At 45.5% G+C, this 26361-nt stretch carries 26 protein-coding genes and 1 other RNA gene; 19 read left to right on the forward strand and 8 right to left on the reverse strand.

Annotated elements, in window-relative coordinates; translation table 11 throughout:
• Nucleotides 1–184 precede the first annotated feature (184 nt).
• From SB24_RS19110 to SB24_RS19140, 7 genes are all read left to right on the forward strand, one after another.
• Nucleotides 185–1426 carry a C40 family peptidase gene (locus tag SB24_RS19110; protein WP_039254872.1) on the forward strand — a complete coding sequence of 414 codons (1242 nt, stop codon included), beginning with the start codon at nucleotides 185–187 and terminating at the stop codon, nucleotides 1424–1426.
• 82 nt (nucleotides 1427–1508) lie between these two features.
• The gene (locus SB24_RS19115) at nucleotides 1509–2099 is read left to right on the forward strand and encodes a superoxide dismutase family protein (RefSeq protein ID WP_007407968.1); all 591 of its coding nucleotides are present in this window, start codon (nucleotides 1509–1511) and stop codon (nucleotides 2097–2099) included.
• A gap of 77 nt (nucleotides 2100–2176) precedes the next feature.
• Nucleotides 2177–3067 (forward strand): AAA family ATPase, encoded by an 891-nt coding sequence (locus SB24_RS19120; protein WP_033574665.1) that lies wholly within the window; start codon nucleotides 2177–2179, stop codon nucleotides 3065–3067.
• Between the two features lie 10 nt (nucleotides 3068–3077).
• Complete coding sequence (locus SB24_RS19125) at nucleotides 3078–4994, forward strand: vWA domain-containing protein (RefSeq protein WP_039254875.1); 1917 nt, start codon at nucleotides 3078–3080, stop codon at nucleotides 4992–4994.
• 227 nt (nucleotides 4995–5221) lie between these two features.
• Nucleotides 5222–8056, forward strand: coding sequence for a 2-oxoglutarate dehydrogenase E1 component (gene sucA, locus SB24_RS19130; RefSeq protein ID WP_007407971.1), 2835 nt, complete (start codon nucleotides 5222–5224; stop codon nucleotides 8054–8056).
• Nucleotides 8057–8071: 15 nt separating this feature from the next.
• A complete protein-coding gene (gene odhB / locus SB24_RS19135) occupies nucleotides 8072–9319 on the forward strand; it encodes a 2-oxoglutarate dehydrogenase complex dihydrolipoyllysine-residue succinyltransferase (RefSeq protein ID WP_007407972.1) in 1248 nt (415 codons plus the stop codon).
• A 72-nt stretch (nucleotides 9320–9391) separates the two neighbouring features.
• Nucleotides 9392–10138, forward strand: a complete 747-nt coding sequence (locus SB24_RS19140) for an MBL fold metallo-hydrolase (RefSeq protein WP_039254878.1) — start codon at nucleotides 9392–9394, stop codon at nucleotides 10136–10138.
• 32 nt (nucleotides 10139–10170) lie between these two features.
• On the opposite strand, the gene SB24_RS19145 is transcribed toward SB24_RS19140, so the two are convergent.
• Nucleotides 10171–11142: a bile acid:sodium symporter family transporter gene (locus SB24_RS19145; RefSeq protein ID WP_033574662.1), complete on the reverse strand. Its 972-nt coding sequence runs from the start codon at nucleotides 11140–11142 to the stop codon at nucleotides 10171–10173.
• Between the two features lie 199 nt (nucleotides 11143–11341).
• Between SB24_RS19145 and SB24_RS19150 the strand changes: the two genes are divergently transcribed.
• The gene (locus SB24_RS19150) at nucleotides 11342–12679 is read left to right on the forward strand and encodes a sodium-dependent transporter (protein WP_007407975.1); all 1338 of its coding nucleotides are present in this window, start codon (nucleotides 11342–11344) and stop codon (nucleotides 12677–12679) included.
• Between the two features lie 39 nt (nucleotides 12680–12718).
• On the opposite strand, the gene SB24_RS19155 is transcribed toward SB24_RS19150, so the two are convergent.
• The 3 genes from SB24_RS19155 to SB24_RS19165 form a co-directional block, all read right to left on the reverse strand.
• Complete coding sequence (locus SB24_RS19155; protein ID WP_007407976.1) at nucleotides 12719–13564, reverse strand: superoxide dismutase; 846 nt, start codon at nucleotides 13562–13564, stop codon at nucleotides 12719–12721.
• The gene (locus SB24_RS19160) at nucleotides 13561–15444 is read right to left on the reverse strand and encodes a terpene cyclase/mutase family protein (protein ID WP_039254881.1); all 1884 of its coding nucleotides are present in this window, start codon (nucleotides 15442–15444) and stop codon (nucleotides 13561–13563) included. The genes SB24_RS19155 and SB24_RS19160 overlap by 4 nt, the downstream gene beginning before the upstream one ends.
• A gap of 95 nt (nucleotides 15445–15539) precedes the next feature.
• The gene (locus tag SB24_RS19165; RefSeq protein WP_039254884.1) at nucleotides 15540–17027 is read right to left on the reverse strand and encodes an aldehyde dehydrogenase family protein; all 1488 of its coding nucleotides are present in this window, start codon (nucleotides 17025–17027) and stop codon (nucleotides 15540–15542) included.
• A gap of 183 nt (nucleotides 17028–17210) precedes the next feature.
• Between SB24_RS19165 and SB24_RS19170 the strand changes: the two genes are divergently transcribed.
• The 3 genes from SB24_RS19170 to SB24_RS19175 all read left to right on the forward strand — a co-directional run bounded on the left by SB24_RS19170 (nucleotide 17211) and on the right by SB24_RS19175 (nucleotide 18258).
• A complete protein-coding gene (locus SB24_RS19170) occupies nucleotides 17211–17414 on the forward strand; it encodes a DUF6501 family protein (RefSeq protein WP_007407979.1) in 204 nt (67 codons plus the stop codon).
• 65 nt (nucleotides 17415–17479) lie between these two features.
• Entirely contained in the window at nucleotides 17480–17620 is a 141-nt protein-coding gene (locus tag SB24_RS20100) for a DUF4025 domain-containing protein (RefSeq protein ID WP_003153781.1), read from the forward strand.
• A gap of 293 nt (nucleotides 17621–17913) precedes the next feature.
• A complete protein-coding gene (locus tag SB24_RS19175) occupies nucleotides 17914–18258 on the forward strand; it encodes a PH domain-containing protein (RefSeq protein WP_003153783.1) in 345 nt (114 codons plus the stop codon).
• Nucleotides 18259–18302: 44 nt separating this feature from the next.
• Here the strand turns inward: SB24_RS19175 and SB24_RS19180 are convergent, their stop codons facing one another.
• Both SB24_RS19180 and SB24_RS19185 read right to left on the reverse strand, forming a co-directional pair.
• Nucleotides 18303–18536: a hypothetical protein gene (locus tag SB24_RS19180; RefSeq protein ID WP_003153785.1), complete on the reverse strand. Its 234-nt coding sequence runs from the start codon at nucleotides 18534–18536 to the stop codon at nucleotides 18303–18305.
• Complete coding sequence (locus SB24_RS19185) at nucleotides 18533–18805, reverse strand: hypothetical protein (RefSeq protein ID WP_014418114.1); 273 nt, start codon at nucleotides 18803–18805, stop codon at nucleotides 18533–18535. Before SB24_RS19185 ends, SB24_RS19180 begins: the two co-directional genes overlap by 4 nt.
• A gap of 70 nt (nucleotides 18806–18875) precedes the next feature.
• On the opposite strand from SB24_RS19185, the gene SB24_RS19190 reads away from it, so the two are divergent.
• The gene (locus tag SB24_RS19190) at nucleotides 18876–19358 is read left to right on the forward strand and encodes an Hsp20/alpha crystallin family protein (protein WP_025284853.1); all 483 of its coding nucleotides are present in this window, start codon (nucleotides 18876–18878) and stop codon (nucleotides 19356–19358) included.
• On the opposite strand, the gene SB24_RS19195 is transcribed toward SB24_RS19190, so the two are convergent.
• Nucleotides 19345–19578, reverse strand: a complete 234-nt coding sequence (locus SB24_RS19195) for a hypothetical protein (protein WP_039254890.1) — start codon at nucleotides 19576–19578, stop codon at nucleotides 19345–19347. The genes SB24_RS19190 and SB24_RS19195 overlap by 14 nt on opposite strands.
• 92 nt (nucleotides 19579–19670) lie before the next feature.
• Between SB24_RS19195 and gerPC the strand changes: the two genes are divergently transcribed.
• From gerPC to SB24_RS19225, 7 genes are all read left to right on the forward strand, one after another.
• Nucleotides 19671–20051 (forward strand): spore germination protein GerPC, encoded by a 381-nt coding sequence (gene gerPC, locus SB24_RS19200; RefSeq protein WP_039254893.1) that lies wholly within the window; start codon nucleotides 19671–19673, stop codon nucleotides 20049–20051.
• A gap of 82 nt (nucleotides 20052–20133) precedes the next feature.
• Nucleotides 20134–20625 carry a TraR/DksA family transcriptional regulator gene (locus SB24_RS19205; protein ID WP_015417624.1) on the forward strand — a complete coding sequence of 164 codons (492 nt, stop codon included), beginning with the start codon at nucleotides 20134–20136 and terminating at the stop codon, nucleotides 20623–20625.
• Nucleotides 20626–20769: 144 nt separating this feature from the next.
• A complete protein-coding gene (locus SB24_RS19210; RefSeq protein WP_003153791.1) occupies nucleotides 20770–21396 on the forward strand; it encodes an FMN-dependent NADH-azoreductase in 627 nt (208 codons plus the stop codon).
• Between the two features lie 215 nt (nucleotides 21397–21611).
• Nucleotides 21612–21797: non-coding RNA, 6S RNA (gene ssrS / locus SB24_RS19860), on the forward strand.
• 107 nt (nucleotides 21798–21904) lie between these two features.
• A complete protein-coding gene (gene recQ / locus SB24_RS19215; protein WP_039254897.1) occupies nucleotides 21905–23683 on the forward strand; it encodes a DNA helicase RecQ in 1779 nt (592 codons plus the stop codon).
• 235 nt (nucleotides 23684–23918) lie between these two features.
• Nucleotides 23919–24788 (forward strand): 3D domain-containing protein, encoded by an 870-nt coding sequence (locus tag SB24_RS19220; protein ID WP_007407985.1) that lies wholly within the window; start codon nucleotides 23919–23921, stop codon nucleotides 24786–24788.
• A 162-nt stretch (nucleotides 24789–24950) separates the two neighbouring features.
• Complete coding sequence (locus SB24_RS19225; protein WP_039255092.1) at nucleotides 24951–25343, forward strand: hypothetical protein; 393 nt, start codon at nucleotides 24951–24953, stop codon at nucleotides 25341–25343.
• A gap of 31 nt (nucleotides 25344–25374) precedes the next feature.
• Here SB24_RS19225 and SB24_RS19230 read toward each other — a convergent pair whose 3' ends face one another.
• Entirely contained in the window at nucleotides 25375–26352 is a 978-nt protein-coding gene (locus SB24_RS19230; protein ID WP_039254899.1) for a S66 family peptidase, read from the reverse strand.
• Nucleotides 26353–26361: the final 9 nt, after the last annotated feature.

The following is a 26361-nucleotide window of genomic DNA, read 5'->3' on the forward strand; positions in this document are numbered from 1 at the left end:
AAAATGATTCCAAAGTCTTTTGTGAAATGTTCTCAATTTATGTAAAATGTGTGGCATTGGTGATGATCTAAGGCCAAATGAATCGGAATTAATGTCGACTTCTGAATGAATCCTGCATAACAGGCGGCGTCCAAAAAAAAGGAATGTCCCTTTCAGCAATGATAAATAGGAGGTTTTTCGTTATATGAAGAAAAAAATCGCAGCCGGACTGGCTGTATCTGCAGTAATGACTTCAACCTTCGCCGTGCATCCCGCTGAAGCAAAAACCATTCAAGTAAAAAGCGGCGACTCTCTTTGGAAGCTTTCCCGGCAATATCATACCAGTATTTCAGCCCTGCAGGCGGAAAATAAACTGAAATCAACGATACTCCACCCAGGACAGCGGCTGCACATTCCTGACGGCAGCGGCACACATAAAACGGGGCAAAAGGGAAAACGAAGCACGGGTGCCTACACAGTTACATACGGAGACTCGTTATGGGTGATCGCAAAAAAATACAAAATGAGCGTTTCTGAGCTGAGAAGCCTGAACCGTTTGAGTTCAGATGTCATCTATCCCGGCCAGAAACTGAAAATTAAAGGGTCTGCCGGCGGCACGGACGGAGGCGGCAGACAGACAAAGCCTGATAAAGGCGCATCAGGGACTTACACTGTGAAGCCGGGTGACTCGCTGTGGAAAATCGCCAATCAAACCGGCATCACCATCGCCGATCTGAAAAAGCTGAATCAATTAACATCAGACATGCTGTATCCGAATCAAGTGTTAAAGATCAAAGGTTCTTCACATAACGGAAACAGCGGCACAACACCGCCATCTCATTCAAACCCTTCTGAGAAGCCATCCACTTACAAAGTAAAAGCAGGCGATTCCCTCTGGAAAATTGCTAATCGGTTCGGCATCACCGCTCAGCTCATCAGAGAAAAAAATAAATTGACAACTGATGTGCTTCAAATCGGACAAGTTCTGGTGATTAACGGAACGGGAAAAACAGAAGATCCTGTACGGCAGCCGGATAACAAACCGGCAAAACCAAACAAGCCGAATACTCCCGAACCTCCGGTGACAGGGTCAAAGATTGACAGAATGATAGGCGAGGCGAAAAAACATGTCGGCGTGCCTTACCGCTGGGGAGGCAATACGCCTGCGGGCTTCGATTGCAGCGGTTACATCTATTACCTTTTAAATAAGGTAAGCTCTGTTTCCCGTCTGAGCACGGCCGGATATTGGAATACGATGAAACATATCAGCCAGCCGTCAGCAGGCGACTTTGTCTTCTTTACGACATATAAAGCGGGCCCTTCTCATATGGGAATGTATTTAGGCGGAGGAGATTTTATTCACGCAAGCTCCTCCGGGGTTGAAGTTTCAAACTTAAGCAATCCGTATTGGAAAAAAGCTTATTTAGGAGCGCGCAGTTATTTTTAAAAAAAGCCTTTCGGGGCTTTTTTTGTTTACCATTTTCACGTTTTGACAAGACTGATGGGTAAAAAAATAAGGGGGAGGAAGCATGAATCGTCTCTTGCTTTTTCTCATGCTCGCATCAATTACGCTTTGCGGCTGCGGGGGGAGACCCGCTCCTGTTCCGCCCAAAAAACATGGGGAAAGCCGCGCATTGGAAGCATCTGCATACCGTGAGCATGCCGGACTCATCAATCAAAACGGAAAAACGATCGGATATATCGAAGTGAGGGAATCTGATGATGAAGGGTCAGACATTCATATATCAGCGGGGCATCTGCCGCCCGGCACTTCTCTCGGGTTTCATATTTATGAAAAAGGGACATGTCAGGCACCTGATTTCGAATCAGCCGGCGGTCCGTTCAACCCTTTGAACAAAGAACACGGCTTCAACAATCCGATGGGTCATCACGCCGGGGATCTCCCCAATCTTGAAGTGGGGGCTGACGGTAAAGTGGATGTCATTATGAACGCGCCGCAAACTTCATTAAAAGAAGGGAGCAGACTCAGCCTGCTCGACCGGGACGGAAGCGCGTTCGTCATTCATGAACATACGGACGATTATTTGACAAACCCGAGCGGAAATTCCGGAGCCAGAATCGCCTGCGCTCCCCTGACAAAAAGCGCCCGCAGGGAATGAGCCCTTTTGTATTGAGTATACAAGGGCTTTTTTAGTATACTCGGTTATGGAATACAAATGGAAAGGAAACATCACCTATGACTTCAGAATTACAGCACCTATCACTTCCGGAAGATATACAAAACAAACTGCAGGCTTATCAAAATCATCCCGTTTCCCAAGAATTCCGGGATTTAATCGGATCATCAGGCTATGAGGCCGAAGATAAAGCGATTGTATTCGATGCCGTCATTGCTTTGACAATGGGAAAAAATATCTTATTAAAAGGACCGACGGGTTCAGGGAAAACAAAATTGGCGGAAACGCTTTCGAACTATTTTCATAAACCGATGCACAGCGTCAACTGCTCCGTAGACCTCGATGCAGAAGCGCTTGTCGGCTATAAAACGATTGAAAATGAACAGGGACAGGCGACAATTGAATTCGTTCCCGGACCTGTAACAACCGCAATGAACGAGGGACATTTGTTATACATTGACGAAATCAATATGGCAAAGCCTGAAACCCTTCCGATTCTAAACGGCGTGCTAGATTACAGAAAAATGATGACAAATCCCTTTACAGGAGAAGTGATTAAGGCAAGCGAAGGATTCGGTGTTATCGCCGCGATTAATGAAGGCTACGTCGGCACCGTTCCGCTGAACGAAGCCCTTAAAAACCGTTTTGTCATCATTGATGTTCCGTATATTAAAGGAAGCCTCCTGAAACAGGTGCTGACCTCTCAGTCTGTTTTAAAAGATGAGAAATTAATTGAGCGTTTTATGACGCTGTCTTCTGATTTAATCGCACAAGCGCATAACGGACAAGTGTCAGAAGAAGCGGCGTCCATCAGGGCTCTCATTGATACGTGCGACTTGGCTGCGTACATCCCGCCGAAACGGGCGATTGAAAGAGGCATCGTAGAAAAACTTGACGACGACAGGGAAAAAGCCGCTGTCAGAAATATTGCAGAAACGCTGTTCGAATGAGGGATATACAATGAAGTTTATCAAATTTAATGACAGCACGATTGATTCGTTTTTGTTCATGATGCTGACTGATCTGGCCAAAACACTGACCAGAAGCAGTGAAGTTGAAGTGGAATACGGCGTGCAGTCTTACTACAATCCCTTTGAAAAGAAAATTTACATGAGCCACTTTTGGAAAGACCGATCAGCCGGGGATATGGAAGCCGGCCTGAAAAGCGATGTCTATTTGCGCGCTGTCGGAACACGCAGCAGCTCATTTCGGGTATTTGCGGGGTTTTTAAATGACGTTCACCGGCACTTCACCCGCCAAAGCTTTGCCAAGCAGCTGTTTATGCTGCTTGAGGATATCAGAATTGAAGAGCTGATCAAAAAAGAACGGCCGGGAACGAAACGTGTTTTTCAGAAGCGGAGGGAGATGTACAGGAAATATTTCACGACGCAGCTGACATTGAATTTAGAACGGAGCATTTTCACCGACGCTTTGTATTGCGCGATGTTTGTCAAGCTGACGGCTGAGTCTCCGCTTGAAGGCATTCCTTCCATGCATGAACATATTGATATGATGATACCGTATATTGAACGTCAGCTCATCCGGGTGTATGAGGCGGATTCTACGGAACAAATCGCAAAAATAACGGAAGACCTCATGGAAGGCCTTGATGAAGTGCTTGAGAAAGATATGCTGAACACGTACTTTTTTCTGCCGGAACTTGATTACGAAAAAGCGGCTGAAGAGCCTTTATTCGAAAGTGTAAAAAAAGAGCCTTCGTTAAGTGACGATCTCACGCTCCCTGAGTCTTCCGACGGAGATGAAGAAATCCTTGAAGAGAAAATGAATACGTGGCACCGGGAAACCGAAGCGCCGTCAAAAAGTTTCCTTCAATTTGATATTGAGCACGGCGCGAAATCAGATCTTGGGAAAGACGCGGCCAGAGAAGGCGATGACGGTGACCAGGCGCTCGGCTCCGTCCAAGGTTCCGCACGTCAGACGAAAAGAGAGGATTACTCCAAACTGGAAGCGCTTGAATCCATTCAGGATGAACATGAGGGCGCGGGGCTGGCTGACGGAAAAGAAAACAAATTTGCCTTCCCGGTTTATCAAACGCCTCATAAAGCGTCTCCTGAAGAGGAGCAGTCTTATAAAGAACAGGCAAAAACGATAGAATCATATCAAAAACGCCTGAAGCAGATGATACAAAAAACACTTGAGCACAAAAAAACGCTCCCGCGGACCGACCTTCACGCAGGCCGGCTGAATCGCAAACTGATCCGCTATTTTACGGAGCGGAACCCGCGCCTTTTCTATAAAAAGCAGGACCCGTCTTCAGACATTGACGCCGTTTTTACATTGCTTGTCGATTGTTCGGCCAGCATGTTCGACAAAATGGATGAAACAAAAAGAGGGATCGTTCTTTTTCATGAAGCCTTGAAATCAGTGTCCGTACCGCACCAGATCGTCGGATTTTGGGAGGATACAAACGAAGCGACCGAAACGAGCCAGCCGAATTTCTTCAATACCGTCATTCCGTTTGAAGAGTCGCTGCTGCAGGCGGCGGGTCCGCTGATCATGCAGCTTGCGCCTGAAGAAGATAACAGAGACGGATACGCCATCAGACAAATGACGAAACAGCTGATGCGGCGGAGTGAGGCGCAAAAATTTTTAATCGTGTTTTCAGACGGAGAGCCGGCAGCATTCGGATACGAACAAAACGGCATCGTCGATACGAGCGAGGCTGTCATCGAAGCGAGAAAAAAAGGGATAGAAGTCATAAATGTTTTTCTGTCCAATACTGCGATAGAGGAATCACAGATGAAAACCATTCAGGATATGTACGGAAAGTACAGTATTTTTGTTCCGGATGTCGATCAGCTGCCCGATGTGCTGTATCCGCTCTTGAAAAAACTGCTTCATAAAAGCATAGGATAGGCTTTTTCCTATGCTTTTTCGCTTTTTATTTTAAAATGATTTAATTTTTTCGGTATTGATCTGTTTTTTTTACTATTTTGTGAACAATCAAGGTAGAATCCAAACGCAATCAGTGGTAAAATATCCTTGGAAGCGTTTTTATTACATAATTTTGGGCACAGCGTTCAAAAGTTATTTCAAGATAGTGAATTGATCACTTGATTATCTAGGTTGGGGGTAATATTCAAATGTTTCAAAATAATATGAAACAAAGAATGAATTGGGAAGATTTTTACGGACCGAACCTCGGCTACGCACTGGAGCTGTACGACCAATATGCTGAAGATCCAGACAGCATTGATCCGGATCTGAAAGACATGTTTGACGAACTAGGCGCTCCGCCAAGCCAAATAAAAGAGGCATCGGGAACAAAGGAACAGGGACGCGTCACCGCAGATCTGATTCAAAAGATCGCAGCAGCAGTTAAACTTGCAGAAGATATTCGAACCTATGGCCATCTGAACGCTTCCGTCAATCCGCTCAGAAAGGATCCGAAAAAGAGCGAGCTCTTTCCGTTATCCGAGTACGGGCTTACAGAAGAAGAAATGAAAGCAATACCCGCGTCTGTCATCTGTAAAGACGCACCTGCCAATATAACAAACGGCTTAGAAGCCATCCAGCATTTACGCAATACCTATAAAAGAACCATCTCCTTCGAGTTTGACCATGTGCATGATTTCGAAGAGCGCGCATGGATTACAAAAATGGTCGAATCCGGAGAACTGTTCCGGAAAAATTCACCGGAAAAACTGTCAGCCGTTTTAGAAAGACTGACGGAAGTAGAAGGATTTGAACAATTTTTACACCGGACATTCGTCGGTCAGAAGCGTTTCTCAATTGAGGGGTTAGACGCGCTTGTGCCGGTTCTTGACGACATTATCGCCCAGTCTGTGAAAGCGGGCACAACCAATGTCAATATCGGGATGGCGCACAGAGGCCGTTTAAATGTGCTTGCGCATGTGCTCGGCAAACCGTATGAGATTATTTTCTCAGAATTCCAGCACGCGCCGAATAAAGATCTTGTGCCGTCTGAAGGATCGACCGGCATCAGCTACGGCTGGACGGGCGATGTAAAATACCACCTCGGTGCAGACAGACAGCTTCAGGATGCTGAAACCAAAAGCGCGCGGATTACGCTTGCAAACAACCCGAGCCATTTGGAATTCATCAATCCGATTGTTGAAGGAAGCACGCGGGCGGCACAGGAAACAAGAACGCAAAAGGGGTACCCGGTTCAAGACGAAACAAAATCGCTCGCCATTTTAATTCACGGTGACGCAGCGTTTCCGGGAGAAGGCATTGTCGCCGAGACGCTGAACTTAAGCTCTCTGAAAGGCTATCAGGTCGGCGGGGCCATTCATATCATCGCCAATAATATGATCGGCTTTACAACTGAAAGCGATGAATCACGATCCACGAAATATGCCAGTGATTTGGCGAAGGGCTATGAAATTCCGATCGTTCACGTCAACGCGGATGATCCGGAAGCATGCCTGTCAGCCGTTAAATTTGCGGTTGAATACCGGAAGCGGTTCAATAAAGATTTCTTAATCGATTTAATCGGGTACAGACGGTACGGCCACAATGAAATGGATGAGCCGTCAACGACACAGCCGATGCTGTATGACGCCGTCAGAAAACACCCGACTGTCAAGCGGATCTTTGCGGAAAAACTCGTAAGTGAAGGACTGATCAGCGAGGAAAAAGCGCAAAACATCGAAACGACAGTGACAAAACGAATTGAAGACGCCTATAAAAAGGTGCCCGCCAAAAAAGAAGACGCCGTACGGGAAATTGAATTGCCGGAACCGGTGTCCAACGGTTTTCCCGATGTTGACACAGCCATTGATTTTGATGTTCTCCGCAAGCTGAACGGCGAACTTATCAACTGGCCGGAATCTTTTAACGTGTTCGGCAAGCTGAAAAGAATCCTGGAAAGACGTGCAAAAGCGTTTGATGATGACCGTAAAGTTGAATGGTCATTGGCTGAATCGCTTGCGTTTGCTTCCATTTTGAAAGACGGCACGCCGATCCGGCTGACCGGACAGGATTCAGAGCGCGGAACGTTCGCTCAAAGAAACCTTGTGCTGCATGACAGCGAAACAGGAGAAGAATTTGTTGCCCTCCATCACTTAGACGACTGCGCTGCTTCATTTACGGTGCATAACAGCCCGCTCTCTGAAGGATCGGTTCTCGGCTTTGAATATGGATACAACGTGTATTCGCCTGAAACGCTTGTGATGTGGGAGGCGCAGTACGGGGACTTTGCCAATGCGGCTCAAGTCTATTTTGATCAATTCATATCTGCAGGACGGGCAAAATGGGGACAAAAATCAGGACTGGTCATGCTGCTGCCTCACGGTTACGAAGGGCAGGGCCCTGAACACTCCAGCGGCCGCGTCGAGCGGTTCCTGCAGCTGGCGGCGGAAAACAACTGGACGGTGGCCAACCTGACAAGTGCGGCTCAGTATTTCCATATTTTAAGAAGACAAGCGAAAATGCTGCTTCGTGAGGAAATCCGCCCGCTTGTGATCATGACGCCGAAGAGCCTGCTGCGCAACCCGAATACGGTATCTGAAGTGCAGGAACTGAGCGAAAGCCGATTCAAGCCTGTCTATGAGCAGTCCGGTCTTTCCCATGCTTACGAAAAAGTGACTCGCGTCGTATTATCAAGCGGAAAAGTGTCAATTGATATCAGCGATCACTTCAACAAAATGGAAGGCGATAAGGATTGGCTTCATATTGCCAGAATCGAACAGCTGTATCCGTTCCCGGCAAAAGATACGAAGGAGCTTTTCGCCAAACTGCCGAACCTGCAAGAGATCGTTTGGGTTCAGGAAGAGCCGCAGAACATGGGGGCATGGAGTTATATCAGCCCGTATCTGACGGAAATCGCGCCAAAAGGAGTAAATGTCCAATACATCGGCCGAAGAAGACGATCCAGTCCCGCAGAAGGAGATCCGACAGTCCACAAAAAAGAACAGGAACGCATTGTATCTGATAGCTTGACTCGCAAAAACTAAGGGGGAAATGAAAAAATGGCGGAAATTAAGGTACCTGAATTAGCAGAATCAATCTCAGAAGGAACGATAGCCCAATGGTTAAAGCAGCCCGGTGATTATGTAGAACAGGGTGAGTACTTGCTTGAACTGGAGACGGATAAAGTAAATGTTGAATTGACAGCAGAAGAATCGGGTGTTCTAAAAGAGGTATTGAAAGATTCGGGTGATACCGTCCAAGTAGGAGAAATTATCGGTACCATTACAGAAGGCGCTGGCGAAAGTTCTGCACCCGCCCCTTCAGAAAGTGCTCCAGCTAATGAACAAACGAAAGAGGAAGCAAAAGCTGAACCTGCTGCACAAGAAGTCAGCCAGGAAGCACAATCAGAAGCGAAATCCAGAACGGTAGCGTCTCCGGCTGCACGCAAGCTGGCAAGGGAAAAAGGAATTGATCTATCACAAATTCCGACGGGAGACCCGCTCGGCCGCGTGCGCAAACAAGATGTGGAAGCTTATGAAAAACCGGCTTCAAAACCTGCGGCACAGCCGAAACAGCAGGCTCCAAAAACACAGCAAAGCTTTGACAAACCTGTCGAAGTGCAAAAAATGTCCCGCCGCAGACAGACGATCGCGAAACGATTGGTTGAAGTGCAGCAGACTTCTGCGATGCTGACTACATTTAACGAAGTTGATATGACGGCCGTTATGAATCTAAGAAAACGCCGTAAAGACCAATTCCTTGAGCAAAACGAAGTAAAACTCGGTTTCATGTCGTTCTTTACAAAAGCCGTCGTGGCTGCATTGAAAAAATTCCCGCTCCTTAACGCTGAAATTCAAGGCGATGAGCTGATCGTGAAAAAATTCTATGACATCGGTATTGCTGTCGCGGCTGAAGAAGGGCTTGTCGTCCCAGTCGTGCGTGACGCTGACCGTCTGACGTTTGCCGGCATTGAAAGAGAGATCGGCGAACTTGCGAAGAAAGCGCGAAACAATAAATTAACATTAGGTGAGCTGCAAGGAGGCTCCTTCACGATCACAAACGGAGGTACATTCGGATCGCTTATGTCAACACCGATCCTAAACAGCCCTCAGGTTGGGATCTTAGGTATGCACAAAATTCAGCTGCGCCCAGTAGCGATTGATGCGGAGCGCTCTGAAAACCGTCCGATGATGTACATCGCTTTATCATACGATCACAGAATTGTAGATGGTAAAGAAGCGGTCGGATTCCTTGTCACCATTAAAAACCTGCTTGAAGATCCGGAACAGCTGTTGCTGGAAGGATAATTTGAGACAGACAAAAAGTACACTGCCCTTACAAGCAGTGTACTTTTTTATTGAGAGAAGGGGAGAATTTATATGAAAAGCTGTTATCCGCTTGAGATCGAATTTGAATATAATGAAGAATTGCATTCTATCACTCCGGTTCTTCTGCAAGACGAACATGACACGATATTAATAGACTGCGGATATCCCGGTTTTACAAACCATCTTCAACATGCCGCTGCCCGGCATGGAATGTCGCTTCATTCATTGACAAAAATCATTGTAACGCATCACGACATAGACCATATCGGCTCACTCGCTGCATTATACCGTTTACATCCGGATGTCAGCGTGACAGTACATGAGCGTGAAGCGCCGTATATTGACGGCTCTAAAAAATCTTTACGGCTTGAGCAGGCTGAATCAACGTTTTGTTCATTGCCAGACGATGCAAAGCCTTATGCAAAACAGTTCATCCGCTCTCTTCAATCAGTCGAATCGGCTCCAGTTCACCGGACAGTTACTGACGGCGAGCTGCTGCCTTGGTGCGGAGGCATTCGCGTTGTAGCCACGCCGGGTCATACACCCGGCCATATCAGTCTTTATCTGCCTGCCGAAAAAACTATGGTCACAGGTGATGCGGTCGTCATTGAAGACGGAAAGCTGAACCTTGCTAATCCCGGCTATACGTTACATATGGATGATGCGGTCCGTTCTGTGCGGCGGCTGCTCGATTACGATATCCGCCAATTGATTTGTTATCATGGAGGTTTATTTCAGGGGGATGTAAAAAAAGCGCTTTTGCGTCTGTTTCGTGATCTGCAGAATCAACAAGGATAGGAGCGGCAGCAGCCTATCCTATCCTTGTTCAGTTATGAAAACGGAATCTTTGCCGTTTCTTCAACTTCGGCGCTGTTTTTCTCTTTTTTCTTAGACCAGTAGGTGGCAAGAACAGACCCCGACAGATTGTGCCATATGCTGAAAATTGCGCTCGGCACGGCTGACAAAGGGGAGAAATGCGCTGTCGCAAGCGCTGCGCCCAGTCCGGAGTTTTGCATTCCGACTTCGATCGCAATCGCTTTTTGTGAAGCATAATCCATTTTGAACAGCTTTGCAGTCAGGAATCCTAACAAATATCCGATTCCGTTATGTAAGATGACGACAGACACAATCAGCAGTCCTGATTGAAGCAGATGCTCACGATTTACGCTGACGACAGAGGATACAATCGCTACGATGCCGATTACCGACACGAGAGGAAGCGCGTGCACGGCTTGTCCGACCTGTTTTTTGAAGAACAGCTTCACAATCACCCCGAGGACGATCGGCAAAAGCACGGCTTGCATAATGGAAACAAACAGTGAGCCGAAAGAAACGGGGAGCCACTCTTTCGCAAACAGCATAATAAGTGCCGGCGTTACAATAGGAGCAAGCAATGTTGAGATCGTGGTGACCGCAACAGAAAGCGCCGTATTGCCTTTCGCCAAAAACGTCATGACGTTTGATGCCGTACCGCCCGGACAGCATCCGACCAGAATGACGCCCGCGGCGATTTCTGCGGGGAGGCGGAGCCCGATTGATAAACAGAAAGCCGTAAGCGGCATAATCGTAAACTGGCAAGCGACTCCGATCACGACATGCCAAGGCTTTCTGATTAATTCTTTAAAATCGTCTGCTTGAAGAGTAAGCCCCATCCCAAACATAATAATACCAAGGAAAATCGTCATATAAGAACTGATCCAAGAAAACAAATCAGGGCAGGCGAATCCTAAACCGGCAAAGACGATAACCCACAAGCCAAAGGTTTGGCCCGCAAACCCGCTTATTTTTTTCAGCCATTCCATAAACACAGCTCCTTTTACATTAAATCAGTCAGAAAATATGACTGACTTTTCTGTATTCCATTATAAATAATGTTCTGAATAATTCAATATTAAATATAAGTTTTCAATAAAATTATTATGTAAACTAATATCTTCTTGACTATTCAGACATATATTCTTACAATTGATTTTTATACTGAAATGAATTGGGAGTGCTGAAGTGAAAGAAGCTAATCAATGGTCATCTAAGCTGGGATTTATTTTAGCTACGGCCGGCTCTGCAATCGGGCTCGGCGCAATATGGAAGTTCCCTTACGTAGCGGGAACCAGCGGAGGCGGCGCTTTTCTGCTTGTTTTTATTTTATTTACTGTATTAATCGGACTGCCGCTTTTGCTTGCTGAATTTATTATCGGCAGAAAAACACAAAAAAACGCCGTTGAATCCTATAAGGCGCTCGCGCCGGGGAAAAAGTGGCACTGGATCGGATATCTCGGAATCATTACGTGTTTTATTCTATTATCCTTCTACAGCGTAGTGGGGGGATGGATATTAATCTACATTATAAAAGGCTTTACAGGCGGCTTATCGCTTTCTTCGGGATTTGATACGTTATTTATCGATACCATTTCAAATCCTTATGCAGCCGTTTTCGGCCAGCTGCTGTTTATCGTGCTGACGATTTTAGTTGTGGCAAAAGGGGTGAGCAGCGGCATTGAAAAAGTGAGCCAGGTGCTGATGCCGGCTCTGTTTATTCTGTTTATTCTCTTAATGATCCGCTCCGTAACACTGCATGATGCAGCAAAAGGATTAAAATTCTTTTTTATGCCTGATTTTGGCGCGATGGATGCCAATACCATTTTATATGCGATGGGACAATCATTTTTCTCGTTAAGCGTCGGAGTGTCCGTAATGGTTACATACAGCGCATATTTAGAAAAAGAAGAAAATATTGTTCAATCCGCCGTATCGGTGACGGTATTAAATGTCCTTGTTGCTGTGATGGCGGGAGTGGCGATTTTTCCGGCGGTGTTTGCATTCGGCCTCAAGCCGGATCAAGGCCCGCAGCTTTTATTTAACGTGCTGCCGACCGTCTTTAACCAAATGCCGTTGGGCATCGTGTTTTTACTCGCCTTTTTGCTGCTGTTTTTATTTGCGACGCTGACATCGGCTTTTTCAATGCTTGAAATTTTAGTTGCTGTTTTGTCAAAAGGCGATTCGGCAAAACGGAAGCGGTATGCATGGATCGGGGGACTTGCTATATTTATTGTCGGGGTCCCTTCGGCGCTCTCGTACGGAATTTTGAGTGATGTTTCTATTTTTCACCGCAGTATTTTTGACGCTGCGGATTTTCTGGTCAGCAATGTCTTAATGCCGCTGGGCGCGCTTTTAATTGCCGTTTTCGTACCGCTGAAAATCCCGAAACAGATGCTGTTTGACGAACTGAAAAGCGGTTCCGGTATAAAACGAAAATGGTTTGCAGTCTGGCTCCTATTAATCCGTTATGTGGCTCCTGTAGCCATTATTATCGTTTTTCTGCACGTCCTTGGTATTTTTTAAACCAAAAGAAGCAGGCCCCCGTTCAAGACGGGGGCTTTTTTAATAAAGCGGCCATATCACGCGGTGCGCTTGCTCGAACCGTTTCTCCGCCTCCCGCCAATCAACGACATTCCACCATTGATCCACGTAAGCCGCTCGGTCGTTTTTATATTGTAAGTAATAAGCGTGTTCCCACACATCCAGCGGAAGCAAAGGAATGACGTCCCACTGGCTGTAGAGCTGATGCTTCTCAGCGGCCAAAATCTCCAGCCGCCCGGCGCGCGGCGCCCAGACTAGGATAGCCCAGCCGACTCCTTCGACTTTTTTCGCCGCTTGAGAAAATTGCTCTTTAAAAGCGGAGTAGCTTCCGAATGACACATCAATCATTTGAAAGAGCGCCCCCGTCGGCCGTCTTTTTCCGTTTGGATTCATCGAAAACCAGAAAATACTGTGCAAATAATGGCCCGCCCCGTGAAACGCCAATTGCCGCCCCCAATGCGCCACTAAGTCGTACTGTTTCGTCTGTCTCGCTTTTTTGAGCTCCAGTTCTGCTTTATTCAGACCGTCAACATAGCTCTGATGGTGTTTGGTATGGTGCAGTTTCATAATCTCTCTTGAAATATACGGTTCCAGTGCGGAATAACTGTAAGGCAGTTTAGGGAGGACATGCTTGCCGATCGGCACATAAGCTCTGCGCTCATCCGGCTCTTCGGGTTCAGTAATGTCCCGGTAAAGTGCTGATGCCTGTTCGTACCATTCGGCCTCCGTTAATCCATCATCCTGAAGGGTGTGAAAAATCCGGTCGATTTGTGCCGCGAAGCGATCGAACCGACCTTGCTGAATAACTTGTTCCTTCAAGGTTTCACACCAATTCAGCATCTCGGTTTGATAAGCGTGCCGTTTCATTTTTCTTCCTCCTTTTCACTCATTTTCATAAAAGTGCTGAGCGCAAGCAAAGAAAACACATACGGGTAGCTGTGATACCTGATGTAAAACTGCTTCGGCAGGCCGATTCCGGTCGGATAGCTGAAAGCGGCTCCTTCGTAATGCCGGTTTTCAATAAGAAAAGATATGCCTTTTGTGACGGCTTGATGATGAGTTTTTTCGTATTGCAGCAAAGCTTCGGCCGCCCAAGCCGTCTGTACAAGCGTCCCGTAATAAAGCGGAACATAGGTTTTGACTTCTGCGCTTTTACAGGATTCTCCCCAGCTTCCGTCCTCGTTTTGAATGGACTTCAGCCAGCGGATCGCTTTTTTCACGGCCGGGTGGTTTTGGCTCACGCCGCAAGCCTTCATCCCTGTCAGCGCTGCCCATGTGCCGTAAATATAGCAGACACCCCATCTGCCGTACCACGATCCGTCCTCTTCTTGATGGCGGATCAGCCATTGGACGGCCTTTTCAATCTGAGGGTGATCAGAAGAAAGCCCCGCTTCTCCTAAACAGTGCAGCACCCGTCCGGTTAAGTCGCTTGTTGAAGGATCGATGGCCGCTTCCTCAGCCGATTCCAGCGGCAGCAGGCGGACCAGCGGATGATTGACATTTTTCTCAAAAGCAGAGAAGCCGCCGTCACTGTTTTGCATGGACAAAAGCCAGCTCAGTCCGCGTTCCCATGAGGCGGGATAAAGTTTTCGCGGAATGGCTTTGAGCACTGCGGCTGTGTCATCACAATCAGGATTATTTGTATTGATGTTTGAAAAACCCCATCCTCCCGGTTCAGCATGCGGGTTGTGAACGGCCCAATCAGCGACTTTCGTCTGCTGCCGTTCACGCAGAAACCGGGCGGCGCTGGTTATCATCTGATCGTTATCTGAGATGCCGCTTTTCATAAGCGCATAGTTGAGAAGCGCCGTATCCCAAACGGTCGACGTTGAGTTTTCCAGGTACGGTAAATCGCCGCAAGACGTGAGCAAAGCTTTCGTGCCGGCAAGTGCTTTTCTGATAACGAGGGAGTGGCGCGATACACCGAGAGCGAGCAGGCCGTACACCATAAAAATAGTGGCGCTCGCATAGCTGTATAATGTGCCGTCTTCTTCAATCCGGTCAAGCATATACGTTTTGGCCGTACGCAGACCGAGCTGGTGAAAAGCGGCAGGAATCTGCAAAAGCCGCTTCCAGTGCGCGAAAAGAGAAGAGAGGTCTCTGTTCTCGTCCTGATCGGAACGAAGCCATGTAAACGGATTTTTAGTCATATGCCGATCTAAATGCGCGAGAGACGGAACGTTGGGATTTTTCAGCGAAAATCTTTTGTTAAGCGTCACGGCCATCGGTACAAAATGAATACGGGCGTATGTACTGAACTGGTAAAAATGCAGCGGGAAGGATGGGGGAATGACTAAGAAAGATAATGGCAGATGCAGCGCGGGCCATGGATAAAGGCCGTTTGCCGCAAGCATCCACTTTGTCATGAAGTGTACGTTGCGCAAGCCGCCATTTGAGATGATAAAGCGTTCGGCCTGAATCATATGCGCCTCAGAACGGCTATATAAACCGGAAGCCAGCAAGCCGGCATAGCCCTGTACAGTGGCGGTCACATTTCCTTTCCGGTCATCAGGATAGTTGGCAAAAGTTCCGTCCGGGCGCTGTTTCGCGCGAATGCCTTCTGCAAGCTCAGCGATCAGTTCTTTATCATTGTCTCCAAGAGAAGTGAGGAGGAGGATCAGAAAGGCGTTTGTCAAAATCGGTCCTTCAAAACAAAATGACCATGAGCCGTCCGCATTTTGCGTTTCTCTTAATAGAGAGATGGTTTTCTTTTGGCGGCTTCTGACGTTTTCATGAATTGTGCTCACACTCGCTCAACTCCTTCAGAAGCATATATATTCATATGTAAAAGGCGGCATGACAAAAGAAAGAAACTGCTGACAGGCAGCAGTTTCTTGTTTGATTAATCTTCCAGATTGATCCAGACGCTTTTCACTTCTGTATAATTATCCAGCGCGTAAGAGCCCATTTCCCGCCCGAGGCCGGATTGCTTATAGCCGCCGAAAGGAGATGCCGCATCGAAAACATTGTAGCAGTTGACCCAAATGGTGCCGGCTTGGAGACGGTCAGCAATGTAATGGGCGTTTTTCACATTCTCAGTCCAAAGTCCGGCTGCAAGGCCGTATTCCGAGCGGTTCGCCCTCTCAATGACTTCATCTACCGTATCATACGGAATGGCTGCTAAAACAGGGCCGAAAATTTCTTCTTTTGCGATGGTCATGCTGTCATCCACATCCGCAAATACAGTCGGGGAGACAAAATACCCTTCTTCAAACGGGCAGCTGCCGCCCGCGACAGCTTTGGCTCCTTCCGCTTTTCCTTTTTCAATATATGAAAGCACGCGCTCATGCTGTTCCTGACTGACGAGCGGGCCGATTTGTGTATCTTGGTGAAGGCCGGCGCCTTGCTGAAGCGATTTCGCATATGAAACCATTTCGCTGACGACCTCATCATATTTGTCTTTGTGAATGAAGACGCGGGAGCCTGCGCAGCATACCTGCCCCTGATTAAACATGACCCCGTTTAAAGCGCCGGGAATCGCTTTCTTCAAATTGGCGTCAGGCAAAATGATGTTAGGTGACTTTCCGCCAAGCTCCAGTGTCACGCGTTTAATTTTTTTTGCGGCTTTTTCCATGATTTTTTTGCCGATTTCTGTAGAGCCGGTAAAAGCGAGTTTATCGACATCGTCATGGTTGGTCAGCGCTTCCCCGGCCGTCTCGCCGAACCCTGGGACAATATTGATGACGCCGTCAGGGAAGCCCGCCTGATCTATTAATTCCGCTAAATAGAGGGCGGTCAGCGGTGTCTGCTCGGCCGGTTTCAAAACGATTGTGCAGCCTGTGGCAAGGGCGGCGCCCATTTTCCACATCGCCATAAGGAGCGGGAAGTTCCAAGGGATGATCTGCCCCACGACGCCGACAGGCTCATGGCGGGTGTAATTAAAATATGAGCCGGCGACCGGAATCGTTTGTCCGGTTATCTTTGTAGACCACCCGGCATAATAACGCATATGCTCAATTGCGAGCGGGATATCCCCATTCGTCGTTTCATTAATCGGTTTTCCGTTATCAAGTGTTTCAAGCTGCGCGAGTTCCGTTTTGTGCTCTTCCATTAAATCGGCAAGCTTATACATCAGCCTGCTTCTGGAAGCGGCCGGCATAGTGCGCCATTCGCCGTGATCAAAGGCTTTGCGTGCCGCTTTCACTGCACTGTCAATGTCTTCTGACTGTGCCTCGTAAAGCGTCATCAGCGTTTCTCCGGTTGCCGGATTCGGTGTGACAAATGTTGATCCTGAAGCGCTCGGAACAAATTTTCCGTCAATATAAAGTTTCTTCGTGCCCTGTAAAAATGTTTCCAGCCTTTTTGTGATCTGCATCGTTAAAGAACTCATTCGTAACAAACCTCCCGAAATTTTTTTATGGTCTGTTTTGAGCATCTTGATGTCCGCGCAAAGTAAGCGCATACAGTCATTTTATAATAACAGCCCCGGTAAAATCAATTGATAACCGTTATTGCAATTCACAAGAAAAAACGGCTACAATAAGCTTATCGATTAAGAAAAGGAGTTTTATAAATGATTCATAATAATTGGCAGACAAAAGAAAGCGTCAAAAAGGTCAAATGCGTACATACAGATGCGAAAAAATACATTGTCAAAAATGTGCTGACGCCGGGTAAAGAGTATGAAGTCAAAAATGAAACAGAAGAATTCATTTTTGTTGTAGACAATACAAACAAAGTCGGAGGCTTCTACAAAGAGTATTTTGAAGAAGTTTAAAGCTGAATGAATTCATTTTGCCTGAGCCATACTAAAAAAGACTACATATAAAAGGTGGCTGCAAAATGAAAAAAACAGAGCAAGACAAACAAAATAAAACATCAGATCAGCTTCAGCAAGTGCAACCTGAAGAAGGCACCGACACGACGATGGAACAAATTTCAGATACCTATAAAGAAGGAACGATTGAAGATACGGATCGTTGATGTTTTGTTGAAACCGCGGCATTGGAGAAGCCGCGGTTTTTTATGGCGAAAATAAAAAACTGACTTTTCGAAAAAAATACCGTTTTCTTGAAACCTTTTCTTCCGTTGAACCGTATTACTTCATAACAGCGGCACCTTTCGCGAAGGGCTTTTTTGATGAACGTTCTAAAAATGTAATCTGTTCGTAATGGTTTAAATGCCGTCTATGTCGTATTCTTATATAGGGATAAAGAACTTATTTTTTTATGATTGTAATAAAACAATAGTATAGAAGCAGAAAGTGGGGTTCTTCATTGGGAATTTTTTCTGTCAGCAGATCAACCGACACAAAAAAGCTGGAGGCTTTGCTCGTTGAGGGAGAACGGATCGAAACGATTTATAAACTGCGGGTTGACCAAATATGCTTTACGAATAAACGAGTGATTTTCTTTGATAATAAAATGTTCTCCAAAAAGAAAGTGCGCGTATTTCTTCCATATAAAACAATTGAAAGTTTCGCCATTCAAGAAGCGGGGATGTTTGATCCAGATACCGGGCTTGTATTAATGACAAGGGGAAAAACTTTCGAATTGGAATTTGCAAAAGAAACGGACTTGACTGAGGTTCAAGCCATCTTAACAAAATACTTATGCAGTTAAATATCACATAAAAGCCATCCGAATGCATGCGGATGGCCTTTTTATTATATAATGCTTGTTTTTCCGGAGTTCGAATCAATGAGATCCGGATCAGCGATAGAACTGATGGGGATATAAATCGGCGCCAAATCACCATTTTCTTCACCGAATCCGTAGTTGATCTTATTGGATAAAAAATAATCGATTTGCTGATACGGGCCGATCGTAATGGAAGAACCGCGGTCGACTGCATTTACTTTAAAGCCTCCTACATTTACCAAAACCGGCGAAAACATCATAATGGGCCTCCTTTTCCGGCAGGGATTTTATCGCATGCAGACTCAAAGGCAGATGGAGAATCAATTTGATCCCGGTCATCCACTTTGCCGTTCGTACCGATGAAGCCGCTTGCATCTCCGAAGTTCTGTCCGTATCCCTGATTCTTTTTATCAGAATTCTGCCATTCCGCCAGTAAATTTTGTCCGACATTCACCGCTGAAGCATTTTCAAAGGAATTAATTTTCAACATGAAAATATTAATATTGATATATGGAGTTGGTTGAACCACAGGCAAACCTCCTTTAATACAGGTGTATGCCGGCTGTTATGACCGTATGCTTAGACAGGGGGCGATAAAAATGGATTTCGATAAGATGAAGCAGTGGATGGAAATGGCGCAAAACATGTCCGGCGGCGACTTTTGGAAAAACGTTTTTGATGATGAACAACTGAAATCATTTCAAAACGGCCATTCTCATTTTCCCTTTCAACAGGGAGATGGGCAAATGAAAAGAAATGAGGATGCTTTTCCTCTTATAGATATTGTGGAAACCCATGATGAGCTCCAATTTTTACTGTATCTGCCCGGCTACCGGAAACAAGATGTTCAGCTGCTGTCCTACGGAGAATATATCGTCGTAAAAGGCACGAGAAAATCCTTTTTTAATGAACAGGATTTTAAACAGAAGACCGGAAAATACGGCGATTTTGAAAAAAAACTCGACCTTCCGCATTCCGCTCAGGGAACGAAGGGAATGCAGGCGGTATTCAAAGACGGGATTTTATATATATCGATTGCTAAACATCTGGGGGATGCAAGCCAGATCATTATCGAAGGCTGATCTTGTTTGCTGTGCCATCTATCAGATCTGAATCATCGATACTCGTGATAGGGATGACGACAAGGGTGCAATCACCGTTTTGTTCACCGTACCCTTCATTTCTTTTATTGGCTGCTGTGTTTCTCACCATAACGGAAGAGCCGGTGTTAAAAGTTGCTCCGCCGCTGATTCCGTTCATTTTTATATACTCAAAATTGATAACGGATGGAAAAAACATCATGATTCGCCTCCTTTTTGTATATCATGTTTATATATTCGCAATGCGGGGCGCATAGAACTTTCCAAGAGTGACGGGGAAAGAAGTGATTTTCTTTGAAAAAAATAATGAAAGAGATTTTCAAAAAAGTGTGTGAAGAAGAATTAGACCGGCTTAAGAAAGTGGAACAACAGCTTGATGAGCTTCAGGATAAGTGTCATTTTGAGCCGCAGACGGTGGAAGGGGAAAAAACATATGTCCATATTGAGCACGTCAAAGTGGACAAGGTTGAATACAATATTGATTTTGAAAATCTGAGTATAGAAGAGCTGAGCGGTATGCTGAATATCGGCGCCACTTACCATACACCGGCGCACAGGCTCAAACAAACCTGCGCTGAAGAATTTCGGGACAACCCGCAAAATGATGCTGCGAAAGAAAAAAGACAGACAAAGCAGCAGACACCCAATGTCACCATCAGGGGGAGAAAGCATTGACCCCGTTGTTTCAGCCTCCTTTTTCGAGGGTATGTATTAACAGATGCAGCGAAGAATACAGACGAAAAAGGAGATGATGAATATGTCATTATCAAAAGAACAGCAGGACAGCCTTTATCATAAATTAATCGATTTAAAGGAAAGTCTTCAGGGAGAATCAAAAGAAAATCATTCAATGAGCGAAGACACAGGAGAACTGTCGAACGGAGTAGATAATCACTTAGCTGATCACGGAAGCATTTATTTGGACAGGGTCACGAATCAGACGCTGGACGGTGTCGATCAGAATCTTTTAGATGAGGTGAATGCCGCGCTTGAACGAATGGAAAAAGGTACATACGGGATTTGCGAGAAAACGGGAAAAGAAATTCCTTATGAAAGACTTGAAGCCGTGCCGTACGCCAGAATGACCGTCGAAGCGCAGCGAGAAACAGAAGGGGATGTGAAAACAGACGCTCCGTCATATGAAAGGGAATTTCACGAGCAGGTGAAAGACCTCTCAAATAAAGAAACCGTTGATCAAAAAAGCTCACAAACTTACGAAATCCTGGATCGTGAGCAGGATTCACAATAATAGCAGCAGGTACATTCATATGTACCTGTTTTTTTATTCCATAAAAAATCTCAAAATCGAAATAAAATCATTGACTTTATATAAAAAAGAAAGTAACATACTATTTGTAAGTAAATATTAAAAGATTACCGGGAGGAATTTAGAATGTCTCAAGTATTATTTGTAAAATCAAGTGACCGTACGGCTGAAGAAGGCGTATCCGTAAAATTATACGAAGCGTTTCTGGCTGCTTATAAAGAAAACAATCCGAATGATGAAGTGATCGAACTTGATCTTCATAAAGAAAACCTTCCTTACCTCGGAAGAGATATGATTAACGGAACATTCAAAGCTTCAAAAGGAATTGAAATGACAGACGAAGAGAAAAAACAAGCGTCAACTGCTGACATTTACTTAAATCAATTCGTCAAAGCTGACAAAGTCGTGTTTGCATTCCCGCTTTGGAACTTCACAGTGCCTGCTGTGCTTCATACTTATGTTGATTACCTGTCTCGCGCAGGAGTTACTTTCACATACACGCCTGAAGGCCCTAAAGGTCTGATGGGAGATAAAAAAGTAGCGCTCTTAAACGCACGCGGCGGCGTATATTCTGAAGGACCGATGGCATCTCTTGAAATGTCATTAAACTTCATGAAAACCGTCCTCGGTTTCTGGGGTGTCCAAGATCTTCACACTGTTGTCGTTGAAGGCCATAATGCTGCACCGGATAACGCTCAAGCGATCATTGAAAAAGGACTGCAAGAAGCGAAAGATCTGGCTGCAAAATTCTAATTTCCATTAACTCTTGCGCCCCTACAGGGTGTGAGAGTTTTTTCTATTATAGAAGAAACTGGCGGAAGCTTTCGATCTGATCTTATATTGATATATTGATATCTTGTCGAAAAAACAATTTTTATGTAGAATAAAGCATTTTTCACAAAGAAAAAAGGTTTTCTGTAAAAGAATTAACCCTCTTGCCAAAATACGACTGATGGTGTAGGATATAAGAGAAGCTACATTGTTCGTATTGTTAATTAAGTTTTAACCTTTAAGCTGTAATAGGGAGTTTTATATCGAAGCCGGAATGTCATGCCTCCATTGCAGAGGACGACAGGAACGCTTCTGCAAACACCCACTTTGAGGAGTGGTGGTTTAAAACTTTCTTACTTGCGTACGGCATACGTAGCGAAAGCCATTTCCCTTGCGGAGATGGCTTTTTATTTTGAATTGCCCTTGAGCAGCGTACTTTATCAGTATGATAAAATAAAAGAATCAAAGACAAAGTGAGGTTTTACAAGATATGCTGGAGAAAGCCCAATCCCTTCTGGCGCATTATTTTGGCTACGACAGTCTTCGCGCGGGCCAAAAGCAGGCGATACAATCAGTTGCAGAGAAAAGAAAAAACACGGTCTGCATTATGCCGACGGGGGGCGGAAAATCAATCTGCTATCAGATTCCCGCACTGCTGTTTGAAGGAACCACAATCGTTATTTCCCCTCTTATTTCCTTAATGAAAGATCAAGTCGACGCGCTTGAAGAAGCGGGTATCGCGGCAGCTTATATTAACAGCACCCAGACAAGTCGTGACATTTATGAGCGCCTGACCGGTTTGAAACAAGGGGCTTACCGGCTCTTTTACATCACACCGGAGCGTTTGACTTCTTCTGAATTCATTCACATCCTGCAGAATATTACGGTTCCTCTTGTCGCCATTGACGAAGCTCACTGTATATCGCAATGGGGACATGATTTCAGGCCGAGTTACCGGAATATCGAAATCCTTTTTAATGAACTAAAAGAACCGCCCGTCATCATCGCATTAACGGCGACGGCTACGCCTGAGGTTCATGATGACATCTGCAAGCAGCTTCATATTAAGAAAGAACAAACTGTATATACCGGTTTTGCCAGAGAGAATTTAACGTTTAAAGTAGTAAAGGGCGAAAACAAAGACCGGTTTATCGAGCGGTATCTGGAAAAAAATAAACACGAAGCCGGCATTATATATACAGCGACAAGAAAAGAAACCGACCGTTTATATGAGAAATTAAAACGCAGCGGCATCAATGCCGGCCGTTATCACGGCGGATTGGCGGATGATGACAGAAAAGACCAGCAGGAGCGGTTTCTTAACGATCAGATACAAGTGATGGTAGCTACGTCCGCTTTCGGAATGGGAATCGATAAGAGCAACATCAGGTTCGTTTTACACGCGCAGATTCCGAAAGATATGGAGAGCTATTACCAGGAAGCCGGACGGGCCGGGCGCGACGGTCTTAACAGCGAGTGTGTGCTCTTGTTTTCGCCGCAGGATATTATGGTGCAGCGTTTTTTAATAGACCAATCGGCCGCCGGAGAAGAAAAACAAAAGCAGGATCTCAAAAAACTGAGACAGATGGTGGATTACTGTCATACGGAAGATTGCCTGCAGCGGTTTATTCTGAAGTATTTCGGCGAGAATGAGGCGGAAGCTTGCGGAGCATGCGGCAATTGCACTGATACAAGGACCGCCCATGACGTCACAAAAGAAGCGCAGATGGTATTGTCATGCATCATCAGAATGAATGAGCGCTTCGGAAAAACGATGGTGGCGCAGGTGCTTAGCGGGTCTAAAAATAAAAAAGTGCTGGAAAACGGCTTCAGCAGCCTGTCCACTTACGGCATTATGAAGCATCAATCCGCAGCGGAAATCAGTGATTTTATCGAATTCCTTATTTCAGATGAATATATCAGAATGGCGGACGGCACATTTCCGACGCTTATGGTCACCCAAAAAGGCAGGGACGTCCTGCTTGGAAAAAGCGCAGTCGCGAGAAAAGAAGCCTTACAGGCCGCCGCCGTTACCGAAAATGATGAATTATTTGAGCTTCTCCGGCGTCTCCGCAAAGAGATTGCAGCTGAACAGGGTGTGCCTCCATTTGTCGTGTTCTCAGATCAGACGTTAAAAGAAATGTCGGCGAAACTTCCGAAAACAGATCAGGATCTTCTTTCCGTAAAAGGGGTCGGGGAACAAAAAAGATTGAAATACGGAGCGGTTTTTTTAGAAGAAATCCGAAATTATGTAAGAGAAACAGAGTGAAAAAAAGTTTTTTTAGAAATTTGCACATTGTATTTTTCATTCGCGCCGGAAAAATCAGAAGCTTGAAAACCCTTGCTGTATCAAGGTTTCAGCAAGACTTACCAAGCGAGAGAAATGTTTCATGTAAAGGAACTGTAATCTAATTCAAATCGTTTTGTTATTGAACTGACATTTTCATATGTTACGATATCACCTGTTAGCCGCCAATAAAAAGCTAACAAGGGAGGATTTACTTATGAAGAAGACGATTATGTCCTTTGTCGCAGTTGCAGCAATTTCAACAACTGCATTTGGAGCTCACGCTTCTGCTAAAGAAATCACGGTGCAAAAGGGTGACACGCTCTGGGGGATCTCGCAAAAAAACGGAGTGAACCTAAAGGACTTAAAAGAATGGAATCAGTTATCTTCTGATTTAATTATTGAAGGAGAGAAACTGACTATTTCTTCAGTAGAAACAACCACATCTGGGCAGTACACAGTGAAGCAGGGCGACAGCCTCTGGAAAATTGCTCAGAAATTCGGAACATCAGTAGGCAATCTGAAAAGCTTGAATAACTTGCAATCAGATATAATTTACGCAGGCACAACGTTAAATGTGAAAGGTCAGGCTCAGGCTGCACAGCCGGCTCAAGAAGCCAGCCAGCCGCAAACTGAACAAAAACCAGCTGCCGAGACAGAACAGCCGAAACAAGAAGCTGTCAAAAACGAGCAGCCTAAACAAGAACCTGTTCAAGAACAACAACCTAAACAAGAAGCGAAGGCTGTCGAAGCAAAACAGCAGCCTGTTCAATCAAATACAAACCAACAAGAGCCTAAAAAGCAGCTGACAATGACTGCAACTGCTTACTCTGCTAACGACGGCGGCATTTCCGGTGTAACGGCAACCGGTGTTGACTTAAACAAAAACCCTGATGCAAAAGTCATCGCGGTAGACCCTAGTGTCATTCCGCTTGGCTCTAAGGTTTATGTTGAAGGTTACGGAGTGGCAACAGCAGCAGATACAGGCGGCGCAATTAAAGGAAATAAAATTGACGTATTTGTTGCAAAGAAAAGTGACGCTAACAACTGGGGCGTCAGAACAGTAAATGTTAAAGTATTAGACTAGTTTCATATAGAGATGAAGAACACAAGGCGAAATGCTTTGTGTTCTTTTTTTCTTCCCTTTTTTGACTGTTTATAATCGTTATATGCGGAAAAAGAAAAAGCGTTTCTCTAATATAATAAGGAATGGATGTGAAAACGGAATCTGAAGGGATGTATGAATCTGATGGAGCCGGAATTTATATGTTTATGGAATGCCTTCACAGAATCACCGGTGTTTCAAGCAGGTATATGCACCGCTTTCGCCATTGTGCTCGTTATCGGACTGTCTTTGCCTGCTGTCAGGCTGTTTCAGGCGCTTGACAGAGGGAGAGGAAGGCCAGCCGTTATTGAAAAGGTGAGACGTACTGGCGTGATGAAGAATGGCAGGCACGAGCTTGTGCTTATTTTAAACGTAAAAAACCAAGACGGAACGCATGATAAACGTGAACTGACACATGCCGTATATAATGAAGAGATCAGCCGTTTTTATAAAGGAGCTTCCGTGTGGGTGACGGCAGCGGCCGGCGGACGAATGATGATCGCTCCGCGCACGCCGCGGCATAAGGCGTCAAAATAAAAAGACGGGGCGGTTTTCCCGTCTTTATGTATTAATGCCGATCGATCCATATCCGTCCGCCTTCTGAGCCGGCTTCTATCCTGCATGTTCCTCCGATCGGGAATGTCATCAAAGGGGAGGTATGGCCGAAATCAGCATTTGCGATAACAGGCATGGATGCCAGTTCTTCTTTTGTACGGATGACGGCACGCAGAGCCTCTTCAGACACATTTGAAGCATGCTGGAAACGTCCGATGACAATTCCCTTCACGGCTGAAAAAGCGGGAAGGTGGATGAGTGACTGCAAATCCCGGTCAAACATATGAATGTCCGACATATAATCATCTTCTATAAACAGAATCACTTGTTCCATCTCCGGAAAGTATTCCGTGCCCTGCAGAAGATTCAGCGTGCATAGATTTCCTCCGATCAGTGTTCCTTCCGCATATCCGGGTTGAATAACGAGCGGTCCCGGATTCCGATAAAAACGTCTGTCCTCCTGGTTCAAATACCATTTATCATCACTCCACTCGGATGAAGGCTTTACCTCATACGGGTTGTCAGAAGCACAGCAGGCCAAGAAAGAGTCAATCGTATAGTCCAGCCCTTTTTTCATGGCAAATGAAGAAAAGTGGGGACCGGAATATGTAATAAGGCCGGTTTTTTGATATATGGCATGGCCGAGAGCGGTAATATCTGAATAGCCGCAAAGGATTTTCGGATGCCGCTTGATGTTTTCATAATCAAGATAGCGGAGCAGCTGATTTGATTGGAACCCGCCGAGTGTCGTCAAAATCGCTTTTATGTCAGGATCAGCGAAAGCTTCGTGCAGATCCTGTACACGCGATTCAATGGATGATGAATCAAATTCATTTATTTCTTTCGCATTCTCTGAAAAAGAGACACGAAAGCCGAGCTCCTCCAATTTTGACTTTGCGGCAATTATATTTTCATCTGACATAACGGACATGCTTGTGGCCGGAGACACAATACGAATGCCGTCACCTTTTTTCAATTTTTCCGGATACAAAAAAAACCC

It is taken from the genome of Bacillus sp. Pc3 (genome assembly GCF_000815145.1).
In the GTDB taxonomy this organism is placed as follows: Bacteria; Bacillota; Bacilli; order Bacillales; family Bacillaceae; genus Bacillus; species Bacillus velezensis.

Coding starts and splice junctions, on each gene's coding strand:
- SB24_RS19110 (WP_039254872.1), top strand. CDS start 185: ATGAAGAAAAAAATCGCAGCCGGACTGGCTGTATCTGCAGTAATGACT.
- SB24_RS19115 (WP_007407968.1), top strand. CDS start 1,509: ATGAATCGTCTCTTGCTTTTTCTCATGCTCGCATCAATTACGCTTTGC.
- SB24_RS19120 (WP_033574665.1), top strand. CDS start 2,177: ATGACTTCAGAATTACAGCACCTATCACTTCCGGAAGATATACAAAAC.
- SB24_RS19125 (WP_039254875.1), top strand. CDS start 3,078: ATGAAGTTTATCAAATTTAATGACAGCACGATTGATTCGTTTTTGTTC.
- sucA (WP_007407971.1), top strand. CDS start 5,222: ATGTTTCAAAATAATATGAAACAAAGAATGAATTGGGAAGATTTTTAC.
- odhB (WP_007407972.1), top strand. CDS start 8,072: ATGGCGGAAATTAAGGTACCTGAATTAGCAGAATCAATCTCAGAAGGA.
- SB24_RS19140 (WP_039254878.1), top strand. CDS start 9,392: ATGAAAAGCTGTTATCCGCTTGAGATCGAATTTGAATATAATGAAGAA.
- SB24_RS19145 (WP_033574662.1), bottom strand. CDS start 11,142: ATGGAATGGCTGAAAAAAATAAGCGGGTTTGCGGGCCAAACCTTTGGC.
- SB24_RS19155 (WP_007407976.1), bottom strand. CDS start 13,564: ATGAAACGGCACGCTTATCAAACCGAGATGCTGAATTGGTGTGAAACC.
- SB24_RS19165 (WP_039254884.1), bottom strand. CDS start 17,027: ATGAGTTCTTTAACGATGCAGATCACAAAAAGGCTGGAAACATTTTTA.
- SB24_RS19170 (WP_007407979.1), top strand. CDS start 17,211: ATGATTCATAATAATTGGCAGACAAAAGAAAGCGTCAAAAAGGTCAAA.
- SB24_RS20100 (WP_003153781.1), top strand. CDS start 17,480: ATGAAAAAAACAGAGCAAGACAAACAAAATAAAACATCAGATCAGCTT.
- SB24_RS19180 (WP_003153785.1), bottom strand. CDS start 18,536: ATGATGTTTTCGCCGGTTTTGGTAAATGTAGGAGGCTTTAAAGTAAAT.
- SB24_RS19190 (WP_025284853.1), top strand. CDS start 18,876: ATGGATTTCGATAAGATGAAGCAGTGGATGGAAATGGCGCAAAACATG.
- SB24_RS19195 (WP_039254890.1), bottom strand. CDS start 19,578: ATGATGTTTTTTCCATCCGTTATCAATTTTGAGTATATAAAAATGAAC.
- SB24_RS19205 (WP_015417624.1), top strand. CDS start 20,134: ATGTCATTATCAAAAGAACAGCAGGACAGCCTTTATCATAAATTAATC.
- SB24_RS19210 (WP_003153791.1), top strand. CDS start 20,770: ATGTCTCAAGTATTATTTGTAAAATCAAGTGACCGTACGGCTGAAGAA.
- recQ (WP_039254897.1), top strand. CDS start 21,905: ATGCTGGAGAAAGCCCAATCCCTTCTGGCGCATTATTTTGGCTACGAC.
- SB24_RS19220 (WP_007407985.1), top strand. CDS start 23,919: ATGAAGAAGACGATTATGTCCTTTGTCGCAGTTGCAGCAATTTCAACA.
- SB24_RS19225 (WP_039255092.1), top strand. CDS start 24,951: ATGGAGCCGGAATTTATATGTTTATGGAATGCCTTCACAGAATCACCG.